General features: G+C 61.2%; 20 protein-coding genes. 8 read left to right on the top strand and 12 right to left on the bottom strand.

Going from position 1 to position 24,399, the window contains the following annotated elements; translation table 11 throughout:
• Positions 1-32: 32 nt before the first annotated feature.
• Both IB246_RS12740 and IB246_RS12735 read right to left on the bottom strand, forming a co-directional pair.
• Entirely contained in the window at positions 33-1,907 is a 1,875-nt protein-coding gene (locus tag IB246_RS12740; protein ID WP_008043572.1) for a putative bifunctional diguanylate cyclase/phosphodiesterase, read from the bottom strand.
• Entirely contained in the window at positions 1,904-4,189 is a 2,286-nt protein-coding gene (locus IB246_RS12735; RefSeq protein ID WP_008043573.1) for a putative bifunctional diguanylate cyclase/phosphodiesterase, read from the bottom strand. The genes IB246_RS12740 and IB246_RS12735 overlap by 4 nt, the downstream gene beginning before the upstream one ends.
• A gap of 258 nt (positions 4,190-4,447) precedes the next feature.
• On the opposite strand from IB246_RS12735, the gene IB246_RS12730 reads away from it, so the two are divergent.
• The 4 genes from IB246_RS12730 (at position 4,448) to IB246_RS12715 (ending at position 7,624) form a co-directional block, all read left to right on the top strand.
• Positions 4,448-5,827, top strand: coding sequence for an HD domain-containing phosphohydrolase (locus IB246_RS12730; RefSeq protein WP_008043575.1), 1,380 nt, complete (start codon positions 4,448-4,450; stop codon positions 5,825-5,827).
• 201 nt (positions 5,828-6,028) lie between these two features.
• Positions 6,029-6,463, top strand: coding sequence for an NUDIX hydrolase (locus IB246_RS12725; RefSeq protein ID WP_008043577.1), 435 nt, complete (start codon positions 6,029-6,031; stop codon positions 6,461-6,463).
• 22 nt (positions 6,464-6,485) lie between these two features.
• The gene (locus tag IB246_RS12720; protein ID WP_008032220.1) at positions 6,486-7,124 is read left to right on the top strand and encodes a LysE family translocator; all 639 of its coding nucleotides are present in this window, start codon (positions 6,486-6,488) and stop codon (positions 7,122-7,124) included.
• 2 nt (positions 7,125-7,126) lie between these two features.
• Positions 7,127-7,624, top strand: coding sequence for a GNAT family N-acetyltransferase (locus IB246_RS12715; protein ID WP_008043578.1), 498 nt, complete (start codon positions 7,127-7,129; stop codon positions 7,622-7,624).
• 120 nt (positions 7,625-7,744) lie between these two features.
• On the opposite strand, the gene metR is transcribed toward IB246_RS12715, so the two are convergent.
• On the bottom strand, positions 7,745-8,662 hold the full coding sequence (metR, locus tag IB246_RS12710; protein ID WP_008032216.1) for a transcriptional regulator MetR: 918 nt from the start codon (positions 8,660-8,662) through the stop codon (positions 7,745-7,747).
• 108 nt (positions 8,663-8,770) lie between these two features.
• Here metR and metE point away from each other — a divergent pair, with 108 nt between their 5' ends.
• From metE to IB246_RS12695, 3 genes are all read left to right on the top strand, one after another.
• Positions 8,771-11,083, top strand: a complete 2,313-nt coding sequence (gene metE / locus IB246_RS12705; RefSeq protein ID WP_008032214.1) for a 5-methyltetrahydropteroyltriglutamate--homocysteine S-methyltransferase — start codon at positions 8,771-8,773, stop codon at positions 11,081-11,083.
• Positions 11,084-11,310: 227 nt separating this feature from the next.
• Complete coding sequence (locus tag IB246_RS12700) at positions 11,311-12,345, top strand: alpha/beta fold hydrolase (RefSeq protein WP_008043579.1); 1,035 nt, start codon at positions 11,311-11,313, stop codon at positions 12,343-12,345.
• A gap of 223 nt (positions 12,346-12,568) precedes the next feature.
• Positions 12,569-13,234 (top strand): DsbA family oxidoreductase, encoded by a 666-nt coding sequence (locus tag IB246_RS12695; protein WP_008043582.1) that lies wholly within the window; start codon positions 12,569-12,571, stop codon positions 13,232-13,234.
• Positions 13,235-14,123: 889 nt separating this feature from the next.
• Here the strand turns inward: IB246_RS12695 and IB246_RS12690 are convergent.
• From IB246_RS12690 to IB246_RS12665, 6 genes are read right to left on the bottom strand one after another with little or no spacing between them, the layout of a single operon-like run.
• Positions 14,124-15,515 carry a sigma-54-dependent transcriptional regulator gene (locus tag IB246_RS12690; RefSeq protein ID WP_008040843.1) on the bottom strand — a complete coding sequence of 464 codons (1,392 nt, stop codon included), beginning with the start codon at positions 15,513-15,515 and terminating at the stop codon, positions 14,124-14,126.
• Positions 15,505-17,277 (bottom strand): sensor histidine kinase, encoded by a 1,773-nt coding sequence (locus IB246_RS12685; protein WP_008040844.1) that lies wholly within the window; start codon positions 17,275-17,277, stop codon positions 15,505-15,507. The genes IB246_RS12690 and IB246_RS12685 overlap by 11 nt, the downstream gene beginning before the upstream one ends.
• 10 nt (positions 17,278-17,287) lie before the next feature.
• Positions 17,288-18,415 (bottom strand): GNAT family N-acetyltransferase, encoded by a 1,128-nt coding sequence (locus tag IB246_RS12680; protein WP_008040845.1) that lies wholly within the window; start codon positions 18,413-18,415, stop codon positions 17,288-17,290.
• A gap of 14 nt (positions 18,416-18,429) precedes the next feature.
• Complete coding sequence (locus IB246_RS12675; protein ID WP_008040846.1) at positions 18,430-19,308, bottom strand: alpha/beta hydrolase; 879 nt, start codon at positions 19,306-19,308, stop codon at positions 18,430-18,432.
• Positions 19,305-20,699: an aspartate aminotransferase family protein gene (locus IB246_RS12670; RefSeq protein WP_008040847.1), complete on the bottom strand. Its 1,395-nt coding sequence runs from the start codon at positions 20,697-20,699 to the stop codon at positions 19,305-19,307. Before IB246_RS12670 ends, IB246_RS12675 begins: the two co-directional genes overlap by 4 nt.
• Positions 20,692-21,390 carry an MtnX-like HAD-IB family phosphatase gene (locus tag IB246_RS12665; RefSeq protein WP_008040848.1) on the bottom strand — a complete coding sequence of 233 codons (699 nt, stop codon included), beginning with the start codon at positions 21,388-21,390 and terminating at the stop codon, positions 20,692-20,694. The genes IB246_RS12670 and IB246_RS12665 overlap by 8 nt, the downstream gene beginning before the upstream one ends.
• Before the next feature lie 231 nt (positions 21,391-21,621).
• On the opposite strand from IB246_RS12665, the gene IB246_RS12660 reads away from it, so the two are divergent.
• The gene (locus IB246_RS12660; protein WP_008040849.1) at positions 21,622-22,383 is read left to right on the top strand and encodes a MipA/OmpV family protein; all 762 of its coding nucleotides are present in this window, start codon (positions 21,622-21,624) and stop codon (positions 22,381-22,383) included.
• A 114-nt stretch (positions 22,384-22,497) separates the two neighbouring features.
• Here IB246_RS12660 and IB246_RS12655 read toward each other — a convergent pair whose 3' ends face one another.
• Genes IB246_RS12655 through IB246_RS12645 form a run of 3 tightly spaced genes read right to left on the bottom strand, consistent with a single transcriptional unit; the run spans position 22,498 to position 24,198 of the window.
• On the bottom strand, positions 22,498-22,896 hold the full coding sequence (locus IB246_RS12655; protein WP_008040850.1) for a transporter: 399 nt from the start codon (positions 22,894-22,896) through the stop codon (positions 22,498-22,500).
• A gap of 10 nt (positions 22,897-22,906) precedes the next feature.
• Positions 22,907-23,281, bottom strand: a complete 375-nt coding sequence (locus IB246_RS12650; protein ID WP_008032192.1) for an EamA family transporter — start codon at positions 23,279-23,281, stop codon at positions 22,907-22,909.
• Positions 23,278-24,198, bottom strand: a complete 921-nt coding sequence (locus tag IB246_RS12645) for a hypothetical protein (protein WP_008040851.1) — start codon at positions 24,196-24,198, stop codon at positions 23,278-23,280. The genes IB246_RS12650 and IB246_RS12645 overlap by 4 nt, the downstream gene beginning before the upstream one ends.
• Positions 24,199-24,399 lie beyond the last annotated feature (201 nt).

Below are 24,399 nucleotides of genomic sequence, written 5' to 3'. Positions count from 1 at the left end.
TGGCTGATAGCCCGTGTGTCGTTGCGCATCGTTCACGTGGCGGTAAATGGAGCAGGTTTCACCGACTCAAGGTATCGGGCGAAGGCGTCCGGTTCGACGGCTTTGCTGAAGTAGTAACCCTGGCCTTCTTCACATCGATGGGCCTTGAGGAAATCCAGCTGTTCGAGGGTTTCCACCCCTTCGGCGATGATGGTCAGCTTGAGGCTGCGGCCCAGGCTGATGATGGCGCTGACCAGTGCAGCGTCGTTGCTGTCGGTGCTTAAACCGCGAATGAACGACTGGTCGATTTTCAGCACGTCGATGGGAAAGCGCCGCAAGTAGCTGAGGCTGGAGTAGCCGGTGCCGAAGTCATCGATGGCCAGCCGGATACCCATGACTTTGAGTCGGGTCAGGGCGGTGACGGTGGTGTCGATGTTTTGCATCAACACGCCTTCGGTGATTTCCAGTTCCAGCAACGCCGGTTCCAGGCCCGTTTGTTCGAGGGTCAGTCCGATGCCGTCGACAAAGTCGCGCTGGCGGAAATCGATGGCCGACATATTCACCGACATGCATATTTTTGGCAGCCCTTCGGCTTGCCAGGCGCAGGCTTGTCGACAGGCCTCGGCCAGCACCCATTTGCTCAGCGGCACGATCAGACCGCTGTCTTCGGCCACACCGATGAACTCCGAGGGGTAGATCAACCCGTGCCCCGGTTTCTGCCAGCGGATCAACGCCTCGGCACCAACCACCTGACCACTGCTCAGGTCCAGTTTGGGTTGGTAGTGCAGGACAAACTCGTTGCGCTCCAGCGCCAGGCGAATACCGGTTTCGATACTTTGCTGATCCCTGGCGCGCTGGTTCATTTCATCGATGAAAAAGCTGAAATCATTCGGGCCGATTTCCTTGATGTTGCGCATCGCGGTCTCGGCTTTTTTGATCAGCTCGATCGCTTCGAGGCCGTCATCGGGATAAATGCTGATGCCCAGGCTCGCGGTCACGCTCAAGTCGTGGCCAGCGATATGCAGGGGTATGCGAATGGCGTTCAAGAGTTTTTCGGCGATGCCCCTGGTCTGTTGAGGGTGGCGAATGTCGGCGAGGATGACCACGAACTCGTCGGAGCCATAGCGAAACACCGAATCCGACTCGCGCACGGTGGCCACCAGATTGCGACTGACCTGTTTCAACATCTCGTCTCCGGCCGGATGGCCGAGCGCATTGTTGATGCGCTTGAAGCGGTCGAGCCCCAGAAACATCACTGCCAGTTGTTTGTCATTGCGTCGTGAAAGGGCCAGCGACTGGTTCAACCGGTCACCCAGCAACGTGCTGTTGGGCAACTCGGTCAACACGTCGTACTGCAGCAAGTGCGACACCTTGAGCAGCTCGTGAACCCGCGCCTCGATGGTTTGCTCCAGGCTCAGCACTTTCATCGCCGCGTCCTGCGCCATCTGCCATTTCCAGGTCAGGGCACTGGCCATCTGGCGGATTTCCAGGCTGTCGAAGGGCTTTTTCAGCACCAGCATCTGGTCGCCGAACTCCAGCCGTTCGGTCATGGCTTCCCAGGTGTAATCCGAAAAAGCGGTGCACAGCGCGATTTCCAGGTGCGGGTCGGCTTGCCACATTTGCTTGATGGTTTCCAGGCCGTCCCAGCCCGGCGGCATGCGCATGTCGGTGAACACCAGCGCATAGGGGCGACCTTCAGCCAATGCGTGTTTGACCAGTTCGAGGGCTTCCTGGCCCTGGTACGCCGAGTCGAGCTGAAACGTCAGGCGATCCGTATGCGGCGTGCCGAACAGTGCGGCTTCTGTGCCAGCGAGGGTCTGTTCATCGTCGGTTTCGGGGCCGAGGATCTTGCGGAAGTCATCATGAATCGAAGGCGTGTCGTCGACGATCAGGATGCGCCGGTTGGTCCGCACGCAAGGCACTTTCATCCTTTGTCCTCCGTGGACCGGTGCGGGTTGTCCCGGATCGGCACGATGCTTCCGGCTTTCAGCAGCTCGGCGGCCTGCTGGCTGCTGACCGCTTTGCTGAAGAAGTAACCCTGGGCGTTCATCGGCGACCCGGTGGCCATCAATGAACTGCGCTGTTCCTGGGTTTCGACACCTTCGGCGATGATTCCGATCCCTACCTCCCGGGCAAAATTGATAATGGCGCGCAAGGTGTTGGCACTGGCCGGGTCGCGGGCGGCGGTATCGATGAAAGGTTGAGCGAGCTTCAGGTGATTGACCTGATAGGTCTTGAGGTAATCGAACGACGAATACTCGGTGCCGAAGTCGTCGATGGCAATCTTCACCCCCAGCTCCCGCAGGCGCGGCAGCACATCGTTGTGGGTCCATTTGGTCTGGGCCAGCGTCGCCTCGGTGACGTCGAAGCGCAGGTCCCAGGCGCAGAGCTCCCAGCGCGCGGTGGTGCGCAACACGTCATAAATCAGTTCCGGGCCGCTCTTGAGCTGGGCCAGGGACAGCTTGATCGCAATCACCGGTGGCGCGACACCTTCATCCCGCCACTGGCGCATTTGCCGGCAGGCGCGATCGAGCACCCAGTGACCGAGGGCGATGATGGTGCCGGTCTTTTCGGCGGCAGGCAGGAACGCGGAGGCTTCCAGCAAGCCGCGCCCGGGGTGATTCCAGGTGACCTGCGCTTCCATCCCGAGGATCTTGCCGCTGCTCAGGTCCACTTCCGGCCAGTAACGCAGTTCGAGTTCATCGTGCTCGATGGCCTCTCTCAATTCGCTGGCGATGGTCATGCGCTCGACCATCTCCTGATTGATCTCTTCGGAGTGGAAGTGGTACTGGTTTCGGCCCTTTTCCTTGGAGCGATAGAGCGCCATGTCGGCCTGGGTCAGCAGGCCGTCGGCGCTGGTGCAGGCCGGGCTGTAGCTGCTGATGCCGATGCTGACCGACACCCGGACATCGTTGCCGGCCAGGGAGTAGGGGAGCACCAGCGCGTCGCGGACCTTGGTGGCCAGGGACGCGGAGTGGGTCGGGTCGCTGACGTCCAGTTGCAGGATCGCGAACTCGTCGCCGCCAAGGCGGGCGACGATATCGTTCTCACGTACGCACGCCTTGATCCGCCGGGCGACTTCTTGCAGCAACAGATCGCCCACCGGGTGCCCGAGGGTATCGTTGATGCGTTTGAAGTGATCCAGGTCCAGATAAAAGATGGCAAACGGGGTCGCGCCACGACGCGCAGCGGCGAAGGCCTGGTGCAGCCGTTCGATCAGCGTCGCGCGGTTGACCAGCCCGGTCAGCCCGTCGGTGCGCGCCAGCAGGAAGATTTTCTCCTCGGCCAGCTTGCGCTCAGTGATGTCGATGATGATGCCTTCGACTTCCAGCAGCCGGCCTTCATCGTCGCGCACCGGGATGTAGCGGTTTTCCACCCAACGCCAGGCCCCTTCGCCAGTGCGCATCCGAAACTCGATGGACGCTCCGGCGGCATGGCGGTCCAGCACCCGCGCCATCGCCGTGTCGACCTTCGCTTGATCGTCAGGATGAATCAGCTCCCGGGCCCAGTTGGCCGAGGCCACCAGTTTCGCCGCGACATGCCCGTATTTGGTGATGTTGTGCGAGATGTACATCAGTGGAAACGACGGTTCGCCCCGCAACCGATAGAGAATGGTCGGGCTGTTCTGCACGATGATGTTGGCATCGGACAGTTCCCGGGTGCGCTCCTCGACCGCTTGTTCGAGCAGCGACATCTTCAGCGCCGCGTCTTCGGTCATTTGCCACTTGGCGGTCAGCGCGCTGGCCATCTGGCGAATTTCGATGGCATCGAACGGTTTCTTGAGAATCAGCAGGCGGTCGCCGAGTTCCAGGCGCTCGTCGATGTCTTCCCAGGAATAGTCGGAGTAGGCCGTGCACAGCGCCACTTGCAGCTTCGGATCGACCTGCCACAGCCGTTCGATGGTTTCCAGGCCGTCCCAGCCCGGCGGCATGCGCATGTCGATGAAGGCCATCGCATAAGGCAGGTCGTTGGCCAGGGCCGTCTCGACCTTGTCCAGTGCTTCAAGGCCCTGAAACGCCGAATCTAGGATGAAGCTCTGCAACGTGATGGCCGCCGTGGTGCCGAACAGGGCATTTTCAGCGCTGGTCAGGCTGTCGTCGTCAAACGAAGGCGGGCTGAGGATCTTGATGAAGTCCTCGTGGATTGAAGCGGTGTCGTCGACGATAAGAATCCGACGATTGGTCCGCGACAACAGCGTATTCATCGCCATATGCCGGGACCGACAGCGTTTTGATACACCGTGTTCATAAGGGGCATCCTTTCCCTGACCACTTGGCCGAGCGTACAGATAATGGATCCGAGTGACGTGAGCATAGTCGCCCGGATCAGACTTCGCGCAACCGACTGAAACGAATCATTGCAGTGGTGGGTCGAAAATCATCTAGCCTGTAGGTCAGGATCCGGCAATAGGGGATGTTTGCCCGGTTCCCGACATATCGCTGTAACCGTTTTCGCCCGAGGTAATGCCATGGAAGAGCAACTCCCCACGAGGTCCACCTATAAACCCAAAGTGCTGCTGGTCGACGATGAGGAGTCCATCCTCAATAGCCTGCGTCGACTGTTGCGCGGCCAGCCCTACGACGTGTTGCTGGCCACCAGCGGCGCCCAGGCCCTGGAAATCATGGCGCAGCAGCCCATCGACCTGGTGATGAGTGACGCGCGCATGCCCAACATGGACGGCGCCACGCTGCTGGCCCTCATCCATCAGCATTACCCCGATACCGTGCGCATCATGCTGACCGGTTATGCCGATCCGTCAGCCATTATCAAAGCCATCAATGACGGGCAAATTCACCGTTACATCAGCAAACCCTGGCACGATGAGGAAATGCTGCTGGTACTGCGACAATCACTCGCGTATCAGCATTCCGAGCGTGAACGGTTGCGTCTGGTCCAGGAAACGTGGGATCAGAACCAGGAATTGAAACTGCTCAACATCACCCTGGACAAACGCGTTGCCTCCCGCACCGCTGAGTTGCAGCAGACCGCCGACATGCTCGACCTGGCCTACGAAGAGCTCAAGCACAGCTATGTCACCGGCACCGAAATGTTCTCGCTGCTGGCCAACCTGCGCATGCCGCCGGCCAAGCAGACCAACCGCCAGATCATCGAGCTGGTGCGGGTGTACTGCAAACTTCATGGCCTGGACGAAGGCACCAGCCGCGACCTGACCATGGCGGCGGCGCTCTACAACATCGGCAAGCTGAGCTGGACCGACAGCATGATGACCGCCCCCGCGGACCTGTTGCATCACAATGATCGCGAGCGTTATCGCAATTACCCGAAGCAGAGCGAATCCCTGTTGATGACGCTCGATCCGATGAAGGACGCTGCCCGTCTGATTCTTCACCATCAGGAGCGTTGGGACGGCAGCGGTTTTCCCGACCGGCTCAGGGGCGAAGCGATACCGGTCGGTTCCCGGCTGTTGAAACTGGCAGTGGATTTCATCGAGTTGCAACGCGGGTTGATCCTGGAGCGGCAGATGAACAGCGATGAGGCGCTGGTGTATATCCGCAGCTACGCCGGAAAACTCTACGACCCCGAGATGGTGGAGGATTTCATCAAGGTGTGTGCCGCGTACCTGAGTGATGTGTCCCTGGCCGATCCGATGGTCAAGGTCATGACCACCCGGGAATTGGCAGCGGGGATGGTCCTGGCGCGCAACCTCAACGCCGACAACGGCATGCTGTTGCTCAACGCCGGCAAGGTGCTGAACGGACCGCTGGTGGAAAAGCTGATCGCCTTCGAGGCCATGGAGGGCGCGAAATACAGCATTTTCGTGAAGGTGCCGGAAGAAGTGAACAGCGCGATTCTCGAGATGGAACAGGTTCCCCAGGCTCAGCACTGATCCTCTGTAGGAGCGAGCCTGCTCGCGATGAACCTGAGAACGCTGCGGGCTGCCGGGCCTACCGCGTTATCGTTGACGATCATCGCGAGCAAGCTCGCTCCTACAAGGGGCGGGTATGCTCTGCCAGAGGTTTTTTCGGCGTGACGATGTCCCGCCACTCATGTGATGCTTGCACCTTTTAGCCAAGGCCTCGCCTCACTCATGACGCTTGCATCCGCCACTTCCCCCCGCATCATCCACATCGCCGCCGCCTTGTTGATCGGCCCTGACGGTCGCACGCTGCTGGTGCGCAAACGTGGCACTGAAGCTTTCATGCAACCGGGTGGCAAGATCGAAGCCCATGAACAACCGGTTCACGCCCTGGTGCGTGAGCTGGAAGAAGAGTTGGGATTGGCCATCGATCCGGCGCACGCCACTTATCTGGGGCAGTTCTCGGCACCGGCCGCCAACGAGCCAGGTTTTGTCGTACAGGCCGAACTCTTTCTGCTGACCATCGATTCAGACGTATCGCCTGCGGCGGAAATCGAAGAGGTGCGCTGGATCGACCCCGCCACCGACGGCGATGTGACGCTGGCGCCATTGACACGAGACCTGATCCTGCCGTTTTATCGAGCCTCGCTGAGCGCAATCGCCTGATCATTCACGCCAAGGAACCGCCATGATCCCGCTTCAAGACTTGCTGATCTTCGCCGCTGCCGCGTTGCTGATGGTACTGACGCCGGGACCGAACATGATCTACCTGATCTCTCGTTCGATCTGCCAGGGGCGCAAGGCCGGAGTCACTTCGTTGCTCGGTGTGGTGGCGGGCTTTTTTGTGCACCTGTTCGCTGCGGCAGCGGGATTGACGGCGGTGTTCCTCGCGGTGCCGATGGCTTATGAAGTGTTGAAGTGGGCCGGCGCGCTGTACCTGGTGTGGCTGGCCTGGCAGGCGGTCAAACCGGGCGCGCGTTCGCCGTTCGAGGCACAACAGTTGCCACCGGACTCCTCGCGCAAACTGATCACCATGGGCTTTTTGACCAGCGCCCTGAACCCGAAAATCGCGGTGTTTTACCTCTCGGTGTTTCCGCAATTCATCACCCCTGAGCACGGTTCGGTGTTCAACCAAAGCATCATCCTCGGCCTGACCCAGATCAGCGTCAGTTTCAGCGTCAACCTGCTGATCGCGGTGTTCGCCGCCGGCATCGCGTCGTGGTTCGTCAACAACCCGACCTGGCTGGCGGTGCAGCGTTACTTCATGGGGTTTGTGTTGGCGGCGCTGGCTGTACGGCTGATGCTTGAGCAACGACGGACGGCGTGAACATGTGGATTGAACGGCTTGATGCCAGCCATGCCCTGGACTATCGGGCGTTGATGCTCGAAGCCTACGACCTGCATCCCCAGGCGTTTACCTCTACCGTGCGCGAACGCGCCACGATGCCGCTGAGCTGGTGGGAATCGCGCCTGAACAACAAACTCGATGTGGTGTTCGGGGCGTTTGAGGAAGGGAAGCTGTCGGGCATCGTCGGCCTTGCCTTCGATCCTCGGGAAAAGGCCCGGCACAAGGCGACGCTGTTTGGCATGTACGTGTCCAGTCAGGTCCGCCAGCGCGGGCTCGGGTATCAACTGGTGCAGGCGGCGTTGACCGAAGCGCAAACCCACCCGGGGTTGAGGCTGATTCAACTGACCGTTACCGCCGGCAATGACGCGGCGTTCAGCCTGTACCAGCGTTGCGGCTTCATCCAGTTCGGCCTCGAACCACTGGCGGTGCGGGTGGGCGAGGATTACTTCGACAAGATTCATATGTGGCGCGAGATCTAAAGATCACAGAATCACCCTGTAGGAGCGAGGCTTGCCCGCGAAAGGAACGACGCGGTTATTTGGACAGACCGCTTTATCGTTCTTCGCGGGCAAGCCTCGCTCCTACAAGTCCGTGTTGTGCTAGCGGACGGCGCTGACCCCGTCCAAGGTCGAGAACGACGTATCTTTTGCCGTCAGCAGGAAGTCGCGCATATACGGCGCATCCAGCATGTCCGCGCGAACCGCCGCGTACAACGTCGCAAACAATCCCTTCTCGCCCAGCCGCTTGGCCTTCACGTAGCCCCGTGAACTGTATTCATGCAGCGCCCAGTGCGGCATGCCACAGACGCCACGACCGCTGGCGACCAACTGCATCATCATCACCGTCAGTTCCGAGGTGCGGACCTGGGCCGGTTCGATGTCGGCCGGCTCCAGGAAGCGGGTGAAGATGTCCAGCCGGTCACGTTCCACCGGGTAAGTGATCAGGGTTTCCGTGAGCAAATCCTCCGGAACGATGTACGCCTTGTTCGCCAAGCGGTGCTGATTGGCAACCGCGAGCATGGCTTCATAAGTGAACAACGGCACATACGTGATCCCGGCCAGTTCCAGCGGATCGGAGGTCACCACCAGATCCAGATCACCACGGGCCAACGCCGGCAGCGGCGCGAAAGAGAAGCCCGAGGCCAGGTCCAGCTCGACTTCCGGCCAGGCATCGCGGAACTGGTCGATGGTCGGCATCAGCCACTGAAAGCAACTGTGGCACTCGATCGCCATGTGCAGGCGCCCGGCGGTGCCACCGGCCAGCCGCGCGATATCACGCTCGGCGCCGCGCAGCAGTGGCAGGGTGGCGTCGGCCAGTTGCAGCAGGCGCAAACCGGCACTGGTGAAGCGCACCGGTTTGGTCTTGCGCACGAACAGCGGCATGCCCATGCGCTCTTCCAACTCCTTGAACTGGTGGGACAGCGCCGACTGCGTCAGGTGCAGGCGGTCGGCGGCATCGACCAGGCTATCGGCTTCGCGCAAGGCGTGCAGGGTCTTCAAGTGACGGATTTCAAGCACCGGAGGGCTCCATGAGGAAAACTTGTGATCAACACGAAAAGGTTGAGTTTGTCTCATGTTGGGTTGGCTGTCGACAATAGCGCCATCTTTTACAAGGAGAAACTCACCATGGCTCTGGCCCACACACTTGGTTTTCCACGCATCGGCGCTGACCGCGAACTGAAAAAAGCCCTTGAATCCTACTGGAAGGGCGATCTCGATCAGGAAGCGCTGAAGAGCGTCGGCCGCCAACTGCGCGCCACCCACTGGCAACTACAGAAAGACGCCGGCATCGACCTGCTGCCGGTCGGCGACTTCGCCTGGTACGACCAGGTCCTGACGCATTCCCTGACCTTCGGTGTGATCCCGGAGCGTTTCGACAGCGCCAAGAATGCCAGGGGCCTGCCGACGCTCGACACGTTGTTCGCCATGGCCCGTGGCGCCACCACCACTTGCTGCGGTGGCGAACACAGCAAAGCGCAATATGCCCAGGAACTGACCAAGTGGTTCGACACCAACTACCACTATCTGGTCCCGGAATTCAGCGCTGACCAGCAGTTCAAGCTGAGCTGGGAACAGCTGTTCGACGAAGTCGACGAAGCCAAGGCCCTCGGCCACAACGTCAAACCGGTGATCATCGGCCCGCTGACTTACCTGTGGCTGGGCAAGGCCAAAGGCAACGACTTCGACAAACTCGACCTGCTGGAACGCCTGCTGCCGATCTACGGTGAAATCCTCGGTCGCCTCGCCGCACAAGGTGTGGAGTGGGTGCAGATCGACGAACCGATCCTGACCCTCGACCTGCCGCAAGAATGGAAAAACGCCTTCGAACGCGCCTACCACATCCTCCAGTATTCGCCGCTGAAAAAGCTGGTGGCGACCTACTTCAGCGGCCTGCAAGACAACCTCGGCCTGGCCGTCGGCTTGCCCGTACAAGGCTTGCACATCGATGCGGTGCGCGCCCCCGACCAACTGCTGCACGTGCTCGATCGTCTGCCGACCTACAAGATTCTCTCGGTGGGCCTGGTCAATGGCCGCAACGTCTGGCGCTGCGAACTGGAACCGGTGCTCGCACAACTGCAATTGGCCCAGGAGCGTTTCGGCGACAACCTGTGGGTCAGCAGTTCCTGCTCGCTGCTGCACAGCCCGGTAGACCTGGAACGCGAAGACAAACTCGATCCGGAACTGAAAAGCTGGCTGGCGTTTGCGGTGCAGAAGTGTGGCGAAATCGCCGTGCTGCGCGACGCGCTCAACGATCCGCAATCGCCCAAAGTGCAAACCGCGCTGGCTCAAAGCCGGGCAATTCAGGCCAGCCGTGCCGAGTCCCCGCGTATTCACAAAGCTGAAGTGCAGGCGCGCATCAATGCCATCAGTGCAGCGGACAGCCAACGCCAATCGCCGTTCGCCAAACGCATCGAGCAACAACGTGCGCGCTTGAAACTGCCGGCGTTCCCGACCACCACCATCGGCTCGTTCCCGCAGACCGGTTCGATTCGTCTGGCGCGACAGGCCTACAAGCAAGGCAAGCTGTCAGCCAACGACTACACCGACGCCATGCACCACGAAATTCGCCACGCCGTGCAAGTCCAGGAACGTCTGGGGCTGGATGTGCTGGTACACGGTGAAGCCGAACGCAACGACATGGTCGAGTATTTCGCCGAGCAGTTGGACGGCTACCTGTTCACCCGCTTTGGCTGGGTCCAGAGCTACGGCTCGCGCTGCGTGAAACCGGCAGTCATCTATGGCGACCTGAGTCGTCCGAAAGCCATGACGGTCGACTGGATCAGCTACGCGCAGAGCCAGACCGACAAGGTCATGAAAGGCATGCTCACCGGTCCCGTGACCATGCTGATGTGGTCGTTCCCGCGTGAAGACGTTTCGCGCAAAGTCCAGGCGCAGCAGTTGGCGTTGGCCCTGCGTGACGAAGTGGTCGACCTGGAAAGCGCCGGCATCAAGATCGTGCAGATCGACGAAGCTGCGTTCCGCGAAGGCTTGCCACTGCGTCGGGCGCAATGGCAGGAATACCTCGATTGGGCGGTGGAAGCGTTCCGCTTGAGCGCCTCCGGCGTGCGCGATGAAACCCAGATCCATACGCACATGTGCTACAGCGAATTCAATGACGTGATCAAGGCGATTGCCGACATGGATGCCGATGTGATCACCATCGAAACCTCGCGTTCGGACATGGAATTGCTGGAAGCCTTCGAAGCGTTCGACTACCCGAATGACATCGGTCCGGGCGTCTACGACATTCACTCGCCACGGGTGCCGGACACGGCCGAGATGGTCAAGTTGATGAGCAAGGCCGTGAAGCGCATTCCGGCAGAGCGGTTGTGGGTGAACCCGGATTGCGGTTTGAAGACCCGGGCGTGGCCGGAGACTGAAGCAGCATTGGTGAACATGGTGGCGGCGGCGCGGCAGTTGCGCAGTCAGTTGGCCTGACACCGTCCTTGTAGGAGCCGGTTTGCCGGCGATGGCCGCACCGCGATGATTAGCACTCACCGCGTTATCGTTCATCGCCGGCAAGCCGGCTCCTACAGATCGTTGCCTGCGCGACGAATACGACCGTTCAGCACTCTTCATCAAACTGTCACGTAACTGTGGCAGCGCGCTTCAACAAACTTCATCAGACTCGCGCTCTACTGGGGTTCTGCGTTTCGGTGTTTTTCATGCGTGCACGATTTTTATCAACGGCGGCCTTCCTGGCCGCGTTGTTCTTTGGCCTTCCGTCCTTTGCGGCGTCTCGATGCGATGTCAATGTTCCGACCGAACGGGTCGATCTGGCGCAGGTGAGCCTGGCGTACCAGAGCATCGGCCGCGCCTCCGATCCGGCGTTGCTGCTGGTGATGGGCCTGGGCGGGCAGTTGATTCACTGGCCGGACGAGGTGGTGGTTGCGCTGTGTCAGCAGGGGTTTCGGGTCATCCGGTATGACAATCGCGATGTCGGCCTGTCCACCTGGCGGCAATCGCCTGCCGACGCCAACCTGACCTTCGAAGTGCTGCGCTACAAACTCGGCTTGCCGGTATCGGCGCCGTATTCCCTGACCGACATGGCCGACGATGCGCTGGGTTTGATGGATGCCTTGCACGTCGAGCAATTCCACGTACTGGGCGCGAGCATGGGCGGGATGATCGCCCAGCACATGGCGGCCATGGCGCCGCAGCGGGTCGAGAGCCTGACGCTGATCATGACCAGTTCCGGTGCCGAAGGCTTGCCGGCGCCGAACGCGGCGCTGGTGCAATTGCTTTCGCGGCGTGGCGCGCCGAATCGTGAGGTGGCGCTGGAGCAGCAGGCTGATTTGTTGGCGGCGCTGGGTAGCCCGTCGGTGAGTGATGATCGGCAAGCGTTGCTGCATCAGGCGGCGCAGTCCTATGACCGTGCGTTTAACCCCGAGGGCGTGAAGCGTCAGATCATGGCGATCCTCGCCGAGCCGAGCCGGGTGGCACTGCTCAATCAACTGCGGGTGCCGACGCTGGTGGTTCATGGCACTGCCGATCCGCTGTTGCCGGTGATGCATGGCGTGCACCTGGCGGCGCATATTCGTGGCAGCCAGTTGAAGCTGATTCCGGGGCTGGCCCATCGTTTTCAGGAGGCCTTCAAAGCGCCATTGCTCGCGGCGGTGCTGCCCTATTTGCAGGCTCACCGCGAGGACACTTCGCATTGGGCGCAGATCGATCCGGTGGCCGAACACAACCTCTTGTAACGATGATGCCCTCGACGACGATGCGGGGTTTGAAGGCCCCATCGCCAGCAAGCCGGCTCCTACAGACCGGGTTGACCGAAATCTATGTGCACACGCTGACCTTGTAGGAGCTGGCTTGCCAGCGATGGCGGTCTGACAGCCAACCAATTTCTAGCAGATGTACTCAGACCCACAGGTGTATCGTTCAACTTTTCCGGCCCGTATCCAGCCTGCGAGGTGAGTGATGAGTACCCCCCTGAAAATCGATTTCGTCAGCGACGTGTCCTGCCCCTGGTGCGTTGTCGGGCTGTACGGCCTGACCCGTGCCCTGGATCTGCTGGGGGACGAGGTCCAGGCCGAGATCCGTTTCCAGCCGTTCGAGCTGAACCCGAAGATGGGCCCGGAAGGGCAGAACATCACCGAACACATCACCGAGAAATACGGCTCGACCCCCGAGCAGTCGCAGAAGAACCGCGAAATGATCCGTGCACGTGGCGCCGAAGTCGGGTTCGCCTTTCGCACCGACGGCAACAGTCGCATCTACAACACGTTCGATGCGCATCGGTTGTTGTTCTGGGCGGGGCTGGAGGGGTTGCAGTTCAATTTGAAAGAGGCGTTGTTCAAGGCGTATTTCACGGAGGGCGGCAATCCGTCTGACCATGCTCAGTTGGTGCAGATTGCGCAAAGCGTTGGTCTGGACCGGGAGCGGGCTGAGGCGATTCTGGCCTCGGACGAGTTCGCTAAAGAGGTGCGTGAGGAAGAGCAGTTGTGGTTGTCGCGGGGGGTGAGTTCGGTGCCGACGGTGGTGTTCAACGGGCAATACGCCGTCAGTGGCGGGCAGCCGGTGGAGACGTTTGTGGGGGCGATTCGGCAGATCATGAGTGAATCAAAAGGCGGGACTGTAAGCTGATCGCTTGGTTGACTGGATTGATTACTGGGGGGGCGGGCTTGCTCCCACGGTTTGGATGGGGGGCATATCTGTTGCTGCGGTAATGGCGGCTGACGGTTTCGCTTTTACAGCGAGTCACTTGGAAAAGCCCCAAGTAACCAAGGGCTCTTGCCCCTTTCGTTCGGTGCCTCGCCTAGGCTCGGCATGCCCTCGCTCTGGTCCTGCTCCGTGGGCCCGCCGCCATCGGCCATCCATGGCCGGGGGCGGCTAACCCGGCATCCATGCCGGGTTGCCCACTGCGCAGAACCTGCACTCGGCCTCTCGAGGGGGCGCTCAGATCAAAAGCGGAAGGCGAGCTAACGCTCGGCCTGATGAGTGGTGAAGATCAAAGGCGTACGCGCGCCCTGTAGGAGCCGGCTTGCCGGCGAAAAGCGTCCGGACGACGCGTTCATTCAGACAGCCCGCGTTATCGTTGACGTCCATCGCCAGCAAGCCGGCTCCTACAGGGGGAATGTGCAAACATCCAAAACTAGTGCGGCTACCACAGTGCAGGAGTGTGTACACGACCGAAGAGCCAGGTCGGCTTTCAGGCCGCCTCGGCGGCTGTGGCGGTAGTCGCCCCCTCGAGAGGCCGAGTGGAGGTTCTGCGCAGTGGGCAACCCGGCATGGATGCCGGGTTAGCCGCCCCCGGCCATGGATGGCCGATGGCGGCGGGCCCACGGAGCAGGACCGGAGCGAGGGTATGCCGAGCCACAGCGAGGCACCGAACGAAAGGGGCAAAAGCGCTTTGGTTACTTTCGCGCTTTTCGAAAGTGACTCGCCGTAAGGGCGAAACCAATAGCAGCCGTTACCTCAGCAACGGATATGTCCCATTCAAAGCCTACTGTTAGCGCCTAAGTGAACAGAGGGATTAGCGCACAATCTTGTCCACATGAATCCCCAGCTTCTTCAACCGATACCAAAAGCTGCGTTCGGAAATCCCGATCAACTGCGCCGCCGCTGCCTGCACGCCGTTGCTCTGTGCCAGCGCCGCCAGAATGTAGGTTTTTTCCACCTCGGCCAGCGCCGCTTCCAGGTCTGCCGGCACGCTGCCCTCAGCGATCAAAGTGCCGCCGCCGTCGGCAGAGCTCGAAGCAAACAGATACGCCGGCAGGTCTTCCTCTTCAATCACCGCGCCCGAGGCGACAATGGTCGCGCGTTCCACGCAGTTCTGCAGTTCGCGAATATTCCCCGGCCATGAATACCGGGCCATGGCCTGCAACGCTTGCGCGCTGAAACCGCTGAAACGTTTGCCGGCCGCAGCCCCCAGCGTATGGGCGAAATGCCGGGCCAGCGGCGCAATGTCTTCAACCCGTTCGCGCAGGGCCGGCAGCGGAATCGGGAAGACGTTGAGGCGGTAGTAAAGGTCTTCGCGAAACTCCTTGTTGGCCACCGCGTCCAGCAGGTTCTTGTTGGTCGCCGCGATCACCCGCACATCGACCTTGCGCTCGCGGGGATCGCCCACCGGTTCGATCACTCGCTCCTGCAACGCCCGAAGGATTTTTGCCTGCAAGGCCAGCGGCATTTCGCCGATTTCATCGAGAAACAGCGTGCCCTTGTCGGCCTGCTGGAAACGCCCGACGCGATCCGCCACCGCGCCGGTAAACGCGCCTTTGCGGTGGCCGAACATTTCGCTTTCCAGCAGCCCTTCGGGGATTGCCGCGCAGTTCACCGCGACAAAAGGTTTGTCGGCGCGATTGCCGTGGGTGTGGATCGCCCGGGCGACCATTTCCTTGCCGGTGCCGCTTTCGCCGGTCAGCAAAATAGTCGCGTTGCTTTCGCGCACCGAGTCGATGGCGTGCAGCACCCGCCGAAAGCTTGGGCTGTCGCCGATCAGGCTGTCGATCTGCCGGTGCTCGTCGAGCTCGGCGCGCATGCGTTGGTTGTCTTTGAGAATGTCGCGAAATTGCAGGGCCTTGTTGACGGTGATGTCCAGCTCGTCGATGTCGAACGGCTTGGCGATGTAGTCGAAGGCGCCGTTGCGCATCGACTGCACGGCGTTTTTCACGGTGCTGTAGGCGGTCATGACGATCACCGGCAACTGCGGAAAACGGCTTTTGATTTCCGCCAGCAGTTGCGGGCCGTCCATGCCGGGCATGCGCCAGTCGCTGATCACCAGGTCGATGTCTTCGCACTCCAGCACCTTGAGCGCGTGCAGGCCGTTGCCGGCGGTGAACACCACAATGCCGTTCTGACTGAGCGCCGAGGCCAGCAGGTCGCAGAGCTTGGGCTCGTCGTCGACCACCAGTACGTTATGTGTCATCGCTGCCCTCGTCGAAGTCTTCACCGTTGGCCGGAATGTACAGGGTGAATGTGGCCCCGGCATCTTTTTCACTGACGCATTCGATGCGCCCGTCATGACTCTCCATGATCGAGAACACCTTGGCCAGACCCAGCCCGGTGCCCGAGGCCTTGGTGGTGACGAACGGTGTGAAGATCCGTTCGAGCATGTCCGGTTCGATGCCTTGGCCGGTGTCGCTGATGCTGATCACCGTGTAGTGCCGGTCGCTGCTGATGCCCAGGGTCAGCCGCCCGCCGTCGGGCATGGCGTCGATGGCGTTGACGATCAGGTTCAGCCCGGCCTGCTTGATTTGCCGCGCGTCGGCGTAAAGCGTCGCGGTGGGCGATTGATCATCGATTTGTACATCGATGTTGTGGCTGGCCAGCTCCGGCGCGCAGAAGCCAACCAGTTCATCCACCAGCGGGCGGGCCAGTTGGGTCGAGCGCATCGGTGCGCTGGGTTTGGCGAAGTCGAGGAAGTCGGTGATCAGGTCGTTGATCCGGCTGACTTCGCTGACCACGTATTCCAGATGACGCTTGTCGGTCTCGGGCAAATCGGCGCGTCGGTGCAGCAGTTGCGTGGCGGTTTTGATGATGCCCAGCGGGTTGCGGATTTCATGGGCCAGGCCCATCGCCACTTCGCCCAGCGCATGCAGGCGGTCACGCCGACGCAGTTGCGATTCCAGATGCTGCAACTCGCCGAGGCGTTCGCTCATGTGGTTGAAGGTGCTGCTCAGTTCCGCCAGTTCGTCGCCGCCGGTGACCGGCAGGCGTTGGCGATAATCCCCGGCGATCACCGCTTGTACGCCTTTGGACAGCCCGCGCAACGGCTTGGTCAGGCGCTGCGACACCAGCCAGCCGACCGCCAGGGACGCCGCCGAGCTGAGCAGGAAAATCAGGATGAACAGGTTGCTCTGATTGACCAGCCCGACCAGGCTGGTGTGGCGCAGCAGGCCGCTGAAAATCACCCCTTGCAGCTCGCCGTTCTCGTTGAGGATCGGCCGGTAGATACCGCTGTAGCGGTTGGTGAATTGTTCGATTGGCTGTTTGGTGCTGCGCAGGATCTGCTCGATTTTTTCCGGCACGGCCGCCGGATGATCCTCGAAGCGCTGGGTGGAGAAAATCTCCGAGAAGTCATTGGCCTTGGCCAGATACAGGCGCAGGTCCAGCGAGTGCACGTCGGCCACGCTGGTGAGGAAACTGTTGTCGAGGTAGGTGGCAATCACCAGTTTGTACTCGACGCCGTCCTGATCCGTTTCGAAGGTCGAGACCACCGTGCCGGTCGCCACACCACCGACTTGCAGGGTTTGCAGCACCGCCTTGGGCGCGGTGCTGATCTGGCGGACGATGTCGTCGGCGGCGGTGCTGAACACCACTTTGTGATCGCTGGTGCGCACCAGCGCCACGACGTCGATGCCCATGGAGTCGGCGATGTCGGTGGTCAGCTTGTCGTGTTTGTTCGCCAGCCGATCGGTGGGCGGGCGCGTGTAACGCAGGAACAGCTGCGCGACCCGGGCGTTGTCGCGCAGGATTTCGCTGATCTCGTCCTCGACGATCTTGGTCGATTCCTGCAGCCAGATGCGTACGTTGCTGTCGAAAATCTGCGACAGCGTGGTGGCCGCCAGTTCGGCGGCGATCATCGTCGGAATGACGCTGACCAGCCAGAACGCCAGCACCAGTTTGCGCTGCAGGCTCCAGCCGGAGAGGGCGAAAGGTCGAGCGTTGGTGCGTGAGTCTTTGGTCATTGTGCTTCGCTTATTGCTGCTCGCTGATCGCGGCGGCCATGGCAGGGTCGGAACGGTCCGGTCGGATAAACAATTTCACCACACGCAACAGGCTGTCGAGCAAGCGGTTGCGATGGCGGAAAAACACGGTGTTGCCGGTAAACGAGCAACCCAGGCGCAGCTTACTGGCATAACCGGCCTGGCCGCACGCGTAGATCGGGATGCCGTGCTCAATACAGTAGTCGACATTGGCCAGCCAGCTGCGCACGTAGAGATTGTGTTCGCGGGTCCGGGCCAGGTCGTGGGCGAAGAACTTGTCGACCAGTCGCAGTTCGTCGAACAGCACAAGGTTGAACGCCACCAGCTCTTCGCCGACCCAATACAACACGCACGCGGCACGTTCATCGAGGTGTTCCAGGACCTGGCGGAAGTAGCCGGGCGGCAGGCGTTCGAAGGTCAGGTCGCTGCGGCTCAGCGTGGCCTCGTAAAGCGCCATCATGCGTGGCAGCAGGTCATCGACCGAGCGCCGCCATTCGATGCGCGGCCCCTGGCCACGCAGGGTACGGCGCAGGTCTTTGCGGGTGGATTTGCCGAGCGTGCCGAGGTAGGCGTCCACCGAGCCAAAACGGATCGGCAGCTCGGCGCTGGGCAGGCCGGGCATGCTTTGCAGACCCGCGTCCTGACAAACCTGCAACCATTGTGGGTCGCGGTGAGAGGCATCCTTGACGGCCAGCAAACCGATCCCGGCCTGATCGGCATCGTGACGCGCCAGCCGTAACAATTGTTGAAGCAGGTCCACGCGCCGGGCCGGTTCGATGTGCGGCGCGGTCCCGACATGGCACTGCTCGGCCACCGGCGAACCGAGGGCATACAGGTGCACGTCGAACAGCCCCGGCCACACACGGCGCAGCCGTTCACTGATGCGTTTGCCCAGCCCCTGAACCGTGGTGTCCAGCGAGTAAGCGGTGGTGAACGCCACGGCCGCCGCGATCAGTACCTCGTCTTCGTACAGCGCCAGATAGCGCCATTGAAAGTCTGCGATGCCGGCCCGTTCAACCGCCCGGTAGTAATTCCAATCCTCCAGCTCGGCAGGGAAACAGACATTCCAGGCATCGCGGTCGATGGCCTCGATCGTCGAAAAGGCAAGGGCTGTGATCACATCGTTTCCTTGAGTCAGGCCAGTTGCCGATAGTCCTGGCGCATGGGTTTGGGGGCGCAGCGCTGTTGAATGAAACGTTGCCGGATGAAGTCCGCGCTGAGCTCCACCACGCGGCGGTATTGCAGGTCGACGGTGATCATGTGGTAGCAGTCGTCGAGCAGCACCTTCACCACCGGACCGCCGAGTTTGCGTTCCACATAATCGGCGTTCCAGCGGCTGGTGATGTCGTCTTCGCGCGAGTGCAGCACCAGCGTTTGCGTGGTGATCTGCGGCATGCGTTTTTTCACCGCCGCCACCAGTCGATGCAGTTCCCGGACACTCACCCCGGACATGGTCAGCAGCCCGGCGTTGCTGCTTTCTCCGGCCTTCATCTGCCGTTCGACGACCGCTCGCAAGCGTTCGTCCTTGATGCCGAAAGGTGATTTTTCGTTGAAGCGGCACAGGTGCACACCAAACGGAATCGCCATCAGCAACGGCGTGAGCACGGCGACCTTGGGCATGTTCCAGCCGTCGTAGCGCAGGGTCGTCGAATACAGCAACAAGCCTTCGATCTGCCCCGGATGCTCGGCGGCGAGGTACATCGACAGCACCGCGCCCATCGACAAACCGCCGACGAACACGTGCTCGTGTTTGCGCCGCACACCGATGAAGGTATTGCGTGCGCTCTCGTACCAGTCACGCCAACCGGTGGCTTGCAGGTCGGCGTTGTCTCCGCAGTGCCCGGCCAGCGTCGGCACGTAGACCGTGCAGCCCGCCTTGGCCAGGCCGATGGCGACCCGACGCAACTCGGTCGGGGTGCCGGTGAGGCCGTGGATCAACAACACCGCGACCTCCCCGCTGCCGAGAACGAAACCGGCGCTGCCTTCGCCCATGTCGATCTCTTGCTCGTTCATCGTGTCATCGCCCGGTGCAGCAAGCGGTCGAGCAGGGCGATGCCCAAATCGATTTCCGGATAGCTGATTTCCAGCGACGGCGCGAGGGTGATGACGTTCTTGTAGTAACCGCCCACATCGAGAATCAGGCCCAGGCGTTTGCCGTCGATTTCGATGTCGCCCTTCATGCCTTCTTCGACCATGAAATCGAGCGTGGCCTTGTCCGGCGTGAAACCGTCCGGGCCACAGATTTCGCAGCGCAGCGCCAGGCCCAGGCCGTCGACGTCGCCGATGATCGGGTAGCGTTTCTGCAAGTCTTTCAAGCCTTCGAGGAAGTACTTGCCCTTGTTCATGACCATCGCGCCGTAGTCGACTTCGCTGGTCATCTTGAACATTTCCAGGCCCACCGCCGTGCCCAACGGGTTGGAGGCGAACGTCGAGTGGGTTGAGCCTGGCGGGAAGATTTTCGGGTTGATCAGCTCTTCTTTTGCCCAGATGCCGCCCAGCGGGTTGAGGCCGTTGGTCAGCGCTTTGCCGAAGACGATAACGTCGGGTTTGACGTCGAAGTGCTCGATCGACCACAGCTTGCCGGTGCGATAGAAGCCCATCTGGATTTCGTCGACCACCATCAGAATGCCGTGCTGGTCGAGCACATGCTTGAGTTCGCTGTAGAAGTTCATCGGCGGAATCACGTAGCCGCCGGTGCCCTGGATCGGCTCGACGTAGAACGCGGCGTATTCGCTCTGGCCGACTTTCGGGTCCCAGACACCGTTGTATTCGGTCTCGAACAGGCGGGCGAATTGCTGCACGCAATGGCTGCCGTATTCTTCCTTGGTCATGCCTTTCGGACCACGGAGGTGGTACGGGAACGGGATGAAATTGGCGCGCTCGCCGAAGTGGCCGTAGCGGCGGCGATAGCGGTAGCTGGAGGTGATCGACGACGCGCCGAGTGTGCGCCCGTGGTAACCGCCCTCGAACGCGAACATCAGGCTCTTGCCGTTGGTGGCGTTACGCACGACTTTCAGCGAGTCCTCGATGGACTGCGACCCGCCGACGTTAAAGTGCACGCGACCGTCGAGGCCGAATTTTTTCTTCGCGTCGACCGCAATCATTTCCGAGAGCTCGATCTTGCCTTTGTGCAGGTACTGGCTGGCGATTTGCGGCAGCGTATCGATCTGCTGTTTCAGCGCATTGTTCAGACGCGGGTTGGCGTAACCGAAGTTGACCGCCGAGTACCACATTTGCAAATCGAGGTAGGCCTGGTCTTCGGTGTCCCAGACGTAGGAGCCTTCGCATCGGCTGAAGATACGCGGCGGGTCGATGTAGTGAACGGTGTCGCCGTAGGAGCAGTATTTGGCTTCTTTATCCAGAAGGATCTGGTCTTCTGCGGTAGCGATTCGAATATCAGACATGGTGGAGGAGTTCCTGTGTTTCAACGTTGAAAGAGGTGGCATTGGCGGCGTTGGCGCTTGGCAGCAAGGCCAGCAGCGCAGGCAGTTCGGCGAAGCTGTCGAAGCGCGCATAGGCGATGCCGTTGCGCTCGCAGTGCTCGGCCAGGCGATCCTTGGCGAACACGAAATCGGCGGTGGCGGCCACGCACATGTCGGACTGGCCGTCGCCGATCACCAGCACCCGTTTGGCGCTGGGGGTGGATTTGCATTTGCAGTTGCCGGAGGCGGCGCGGCAGGCGTCGCTGGCATGGGGGAAGTCGATGCGCCAACTGTCGTGATCGAGTTGGCGCAAGCGATTGGCGAGGATCGGCAAGAGGCTGACGTAGTTGCGCGCCAGGATCCGTGCGATGCCTTGTTCGATGCCGTCGCTGACCACTTCGAGGGAGGCGCCGAGGCCGATTACGTGGTCGACGAAGTCGGGGAAGTCCGGGTCGATCTCGACCGTGTCGAAGAACCCGAGCAGCTCGGACGGTGTGGCCTTGACCAGCGAGAGCTGGCGGCTGAGGCATTCACGGGAACCGATGTCGCCCGCCAGCCACTCGTTTTCAATCGCTTCCCAGCTCGGGTCGGCGAACTGTTGGAGGATGCTGTCGATCACGTCGGTGCGGGTGATGGTCCCGTCGAAATCACACACGATATGCCAGTCAATCATCTGCGTTACCTATCTTGTAAAAAGTGTGCGCCGGGTGTGCTGTCTGCGCTGCACAAGGGGTAGAGCAGGGACTGTGCCAACCGGGTTTGGCCCAGCGGGGGCGGGGTTCTGGCGTGTGTTCGTGTCGGCGAAGCTACAATTTTTGTAGGTCGCTACAAACAACATGAGTGCTTGCGCCGGGAGCGCGATCCGGGGATTGATGCGCGCATGTCCCGTTCAAGGAATTGCCTCATGTCGAGGATTACTGTTGCTCTATTCGCCGCGCTGACGTGCCTTTCGGCCAACGTTTCAGCAGACGGCATCACCGGCGAAGCAGGGGTTGGCCTCAGCTATCAGCCGCACGACCCAACCGGCAGCCGTTACGAAACCCGGCCCGTGCCGTACCTCGATCTGGACTGGGGCGATGTCAGCCTGAGCACCGATGACGGGCTGACCTGGGACGCGTTCAACGCAAGTGGCTTCAGCGCCGGGCCGTTTCTGAATTACCTGCCGGGACGGACCTCCAACGGTGAGCTGCAAGGCTTGCGCGATGTGCCGGACATGGGCGAAGTGGGCGGGTTTGTGCAGTACGCGCCGGCCGACTTCTGGCGGGTATTTGCTTCGGTTGGCCAGGCGGTTGGCGGGCGAGGCGGGCAGGGCGGGGTATTGGGACGGCTGGGTGGGGAGGTGGGTTATCCGCTGGGTGGCGGGGTGATCGGCAGCTCAAACCTGACCGCACATTTTGCCAATGCCCGGCAGGCTCAGACGTTCTTCGGCGTCAGTGCCGACGAGTCTCAAGCCTCGGGGATCCGCCCGTACAACGCCGGTGGTGGCTTACAGAACGTGGCGCTGACCCAGAGCTTCGAATTTCCCCTGGCGCCGCAATGGTCACTGCTGACGAGCGCGAGCTGGATTCACCTGACAGGGGCGGCGGCGGATAGCAGCATTGTCAAAGCGGTCGGGGATACCCATCAGGGTGGAGTGCAGGCGGCGGTGGCTTACAAGTTTGAATAGAAAGGTTCATTGGCTGGTCTGACGCCATCGCGAGCAGGCTCGCTCCCACAGGGGGATGCGGTCAAAATGTGGGAGCGAGCCTGCTTGCGATGGGGCCCTTGAGATCACTGAAATCTAGGTTTCTTCACCTTCAGCCAGCAACGCAATCCCCCCCATGATCACCGCCACCCCCACCCAGTGCAGCACGCTGATCTGCTCGCCCAGCCCCAGCCAAGACCCAAGCAAAACCCCGACGAACACCAGCGAACTCAACGGAAACGCCAGCGACAGACTGCTGCGCCGCAGAATCAGCATCCACACGAAAAACGCCCCGATGTAACAGGCAATCGCCAGCCACACCCCAGGATTCACCGCCACGGCCATCAGCCACTTCAGGTTGAAATCCATCTGCCCCAGTTGATCGCCGCCGACCTTCGTGGCGATCTGTCCGGCACTTTCAAAAGCGATCAACAGCGCCCACAGCACGATGGTGCCCAAGCGCTCATGCAGCCAGTCGGTCTTGCCTCTGATCATCGATTGAGCCTCATGCATGGGCGACACACACGAGCATCACGCCCGCCGTAATCACTAAGGTGCCGAGCCAGCGCCGACGACTCACGGTTTCGCCGAGGATCAGTTTGCCGGCCAGCACCACCCCGCAATACGCCAACGCCGCAGCCGGAAACAGCAGGCTCAGCGGCGCGCGGGAGAGGGCTTCGAGCCAGACAAAAAACTCGATCACGTAGGCGCCGATCCCGCACCACAGCAGCGGCGCGTTGAACACCTGGCCCCAGAATGCATTCAGGCGAAAACCGCCTTCAAGTTCCGGCAAGCGGTCGAGTCCGAGCTTGAAACAGAGCTGGCCAATGACGTCCAGCACGATGGAAAACGCCACCAGCACAATCACGGTAATGGTCATGGGAACAGCTCCTCGAACAGCTCGATCAGTGCCTGATTGGTGGCCGAGTTTCGCAGCAGATCGTCTGCGCTCCAGCGTTCCGCCGGCGGCTGGTCGGCCTTGGCTTCCCAGCGTTTGAAGGCGTTGCTGAAGGCGGGGCGGGCGTATTCGCCGCAGATGTCGATGCCGAGGATCCGCTTGTTCGCGGCCAGCACACGTATCGCTTGCAGCAGATGGCTCAGGCGCATGCCGCCCTGATCCCAGTTGGTCGCCGCGTCTTCGCAGGCCAGGACGTCTTTGTCGATGGTGATCCACACCGCCTCAGTGGGCAGGCTGGTGATCAACTGATCGAGAAACACCGGCCAATCCAGCTCGGCGAGGTTGCGCCAGTGCAGCTGGTTTTCCAGTTGCTGATGTCCGGCGCCATCGCCGACCCGGCCCCAGACTTTCGAGGGCGGATGCTGCCACGGAAACAGCTGCAACACCCCGCGTTTCAGGGCGCTGAGGTTGCCGCCCTTGAGCTGTGGATTTTGCAGGTCATCGCTGCACGGGCCGAGGGTGACGATGCGCTGGACGTTCGGCAGTTTCAGCGCCTGGTTGACCCACGAACCGCAATGCCGACGCGGGGCGAAGTGGACCCAGTCGGGGTGATTGTCGAAGTGGATCAGGCTCACCGGCGCCGGCAAGTCAGTGAGAAAGGCCGGGGTCAAGTGGTGGTAATCGCCGGAGCCGACGAAGAAGATTTCCGGTTGCGGACCGCTGTGGCGCGGACGTTGTTGCAGGCGTTCGGCGAAGCGGCGCCAGGTGCGTTCGCTGGACCAGAGCCGCAATTTCGGGCCGAGGTCGAGCAGGTCCAGGCGTTTCGCGCGGCCGCTGTCGAGCAACCGTGCGATGGGGGCCTGGGCAGTCAGGCTGTGGTCGAGATCTAAAATGTTCAAGGTCGCAATTCACCCTTGGCAGACCCTCCCAGACACCGGCTCCATCCATCATGAAGGCCGGCCGAGAGGGCTTTTGGGGGTAAATGCAAGGGGCGGGCCAGCCTCCAGTCTCGAAACAACGCAGATCCTGTAGGAGCGAGCGGTGCGGCGATCCGACTTGCCCGCGAATGGTCCGCCGCGGAGCAACTGATACACCGCGTT

This window comes from Pseudomonas sp. PDM01 (assembly GCF_014852325.1).
Lineage (GTDB): Bacteria > Pseudomonadota > Gammaproteobacteria > Pseudomonadales > Pseudomonadaceae > Aquipseudomonas > Aquipseudomonas migulae.
This window is presented reverse-complemented; position numbering and strand designations above follow the sequence as displayed.

Bases quoted from the DNA above. Each gene is read 5' to 3' on its own strand.
- IB246_RS12655 (WP_008040850.1), bottom strand. From the start codon at position 22,896: ATGATCAGAGGCAAGACCGACTGGCTGCATGAGCGCTTGGGCACCATC.
- IB246_RS12650 (WP_008032192.1), bottom strand. From the start codon at position 23,281: ATGACCATTACCGTGATTGTGCTGGTGGCGTTTTCCATCGTGCTGGAC.
- IB246_RS12685 (WP_008040844.1), bottom strand. From the start codon at position 17,277: ATGACCAAAGACTCACGCACCAACGCTCGACCTTTCGCCCTCTCCGGC.
- metE (WP_008032214.1), top strand. From the start codon at position 8,771: ATGGCTCTGGCCCACACACTTGGTTTTCCACGCATCGGCGCTGACCGC.
- IB246_RS12700 (WP_008043579.1), top strand. From the start codon at position 11,311: ATGCGTGCACGATTTTTATCAACGGCGGCCTTCCTGGCCGCGTTGTTC.
- IB246_RS12730 (WP_008043575.1), top strand. From the start codon at position 4,448: ATGGAAGAGCAACTCCCCACGAGGTCCACCTATAAACCCAAAGTGCTG.
- IB246_RS12735 (WP_008043573.1), bottom strand. From the start codon at position 4,189: ATGGCGATGAATACGCTGTTGTCGCGGACCAATCGTCGGATTCTTATC.
- IB246_RS12695 (WP_008043582.1), top strand. From the start codon at position 12,569: ATGAGTACCCCCCTGAAAATCGATTTCGTCAGCGACGTGTCCTGCCCC.
- IB246_RS12665 (WP_008040848.1), bottom strand. From the start codon at position 21,390: ATGATTGACTGGCATATCGTGTGTGATTTCGACGGGACCATCACCCGC.
- IB246_RS12675 (WP_008040846.1), bottom strand. From the start codon at position 19,308: ATGAACGAGCAAGAGATCGACATGGGCGAAGGCAGCGCCGGTTTCGTT.
- IB246_RS12725 (WP_008043577.1), top strand. From the start codon at position 6,029: ATGACGCTTGCATCCGCCACTTCCCCCCGCATCATCCACATCGCCGCC.
- IB246_RS12670 (WP_008040847.1), bottom strand. From the start codon at position 20,699: ATGTCTGATATTCGAATCGCTACCGCAGAAGACCAGATCCTTCTGGAT.
- IB246_RS12740 (WP_008043572.1), bottom strand. From the start codon at position 1,907: ATGAAAGTGCCTTGCGTGCGGACCAACCGGCGCATCCTGATCGTCGAC.
- IB246_RS12660 (WP_008040849.1), top strand. From the start codon at position 21,622: ATGTCGAGGATTACTGTTGCTCTATTCGCCGCGCTGACGTGCCTTTCG.
- IB246_RS12715 (WP_008043578.1), top strand. From the start codon at position 7,127: ATGTGGATTGAACGGCTTGATGCCAGCCATGCCCTGGACTATCGGGCG.
- IB246_RS12720 (WP_008032220.1), top strand. From the start codon at position 6,486: ATGATCCCGCTTCAAGACTTGCTGATCTTCGCCGCTGCCGCGTTGCTG.
- IB246_RS12690 (WP_008040843.1), bottom strand. From the start codon at position 15,515: ATGACACATAACGTACTGGTGGTCGACGACGAGCCCAAGCTCTGCGAC.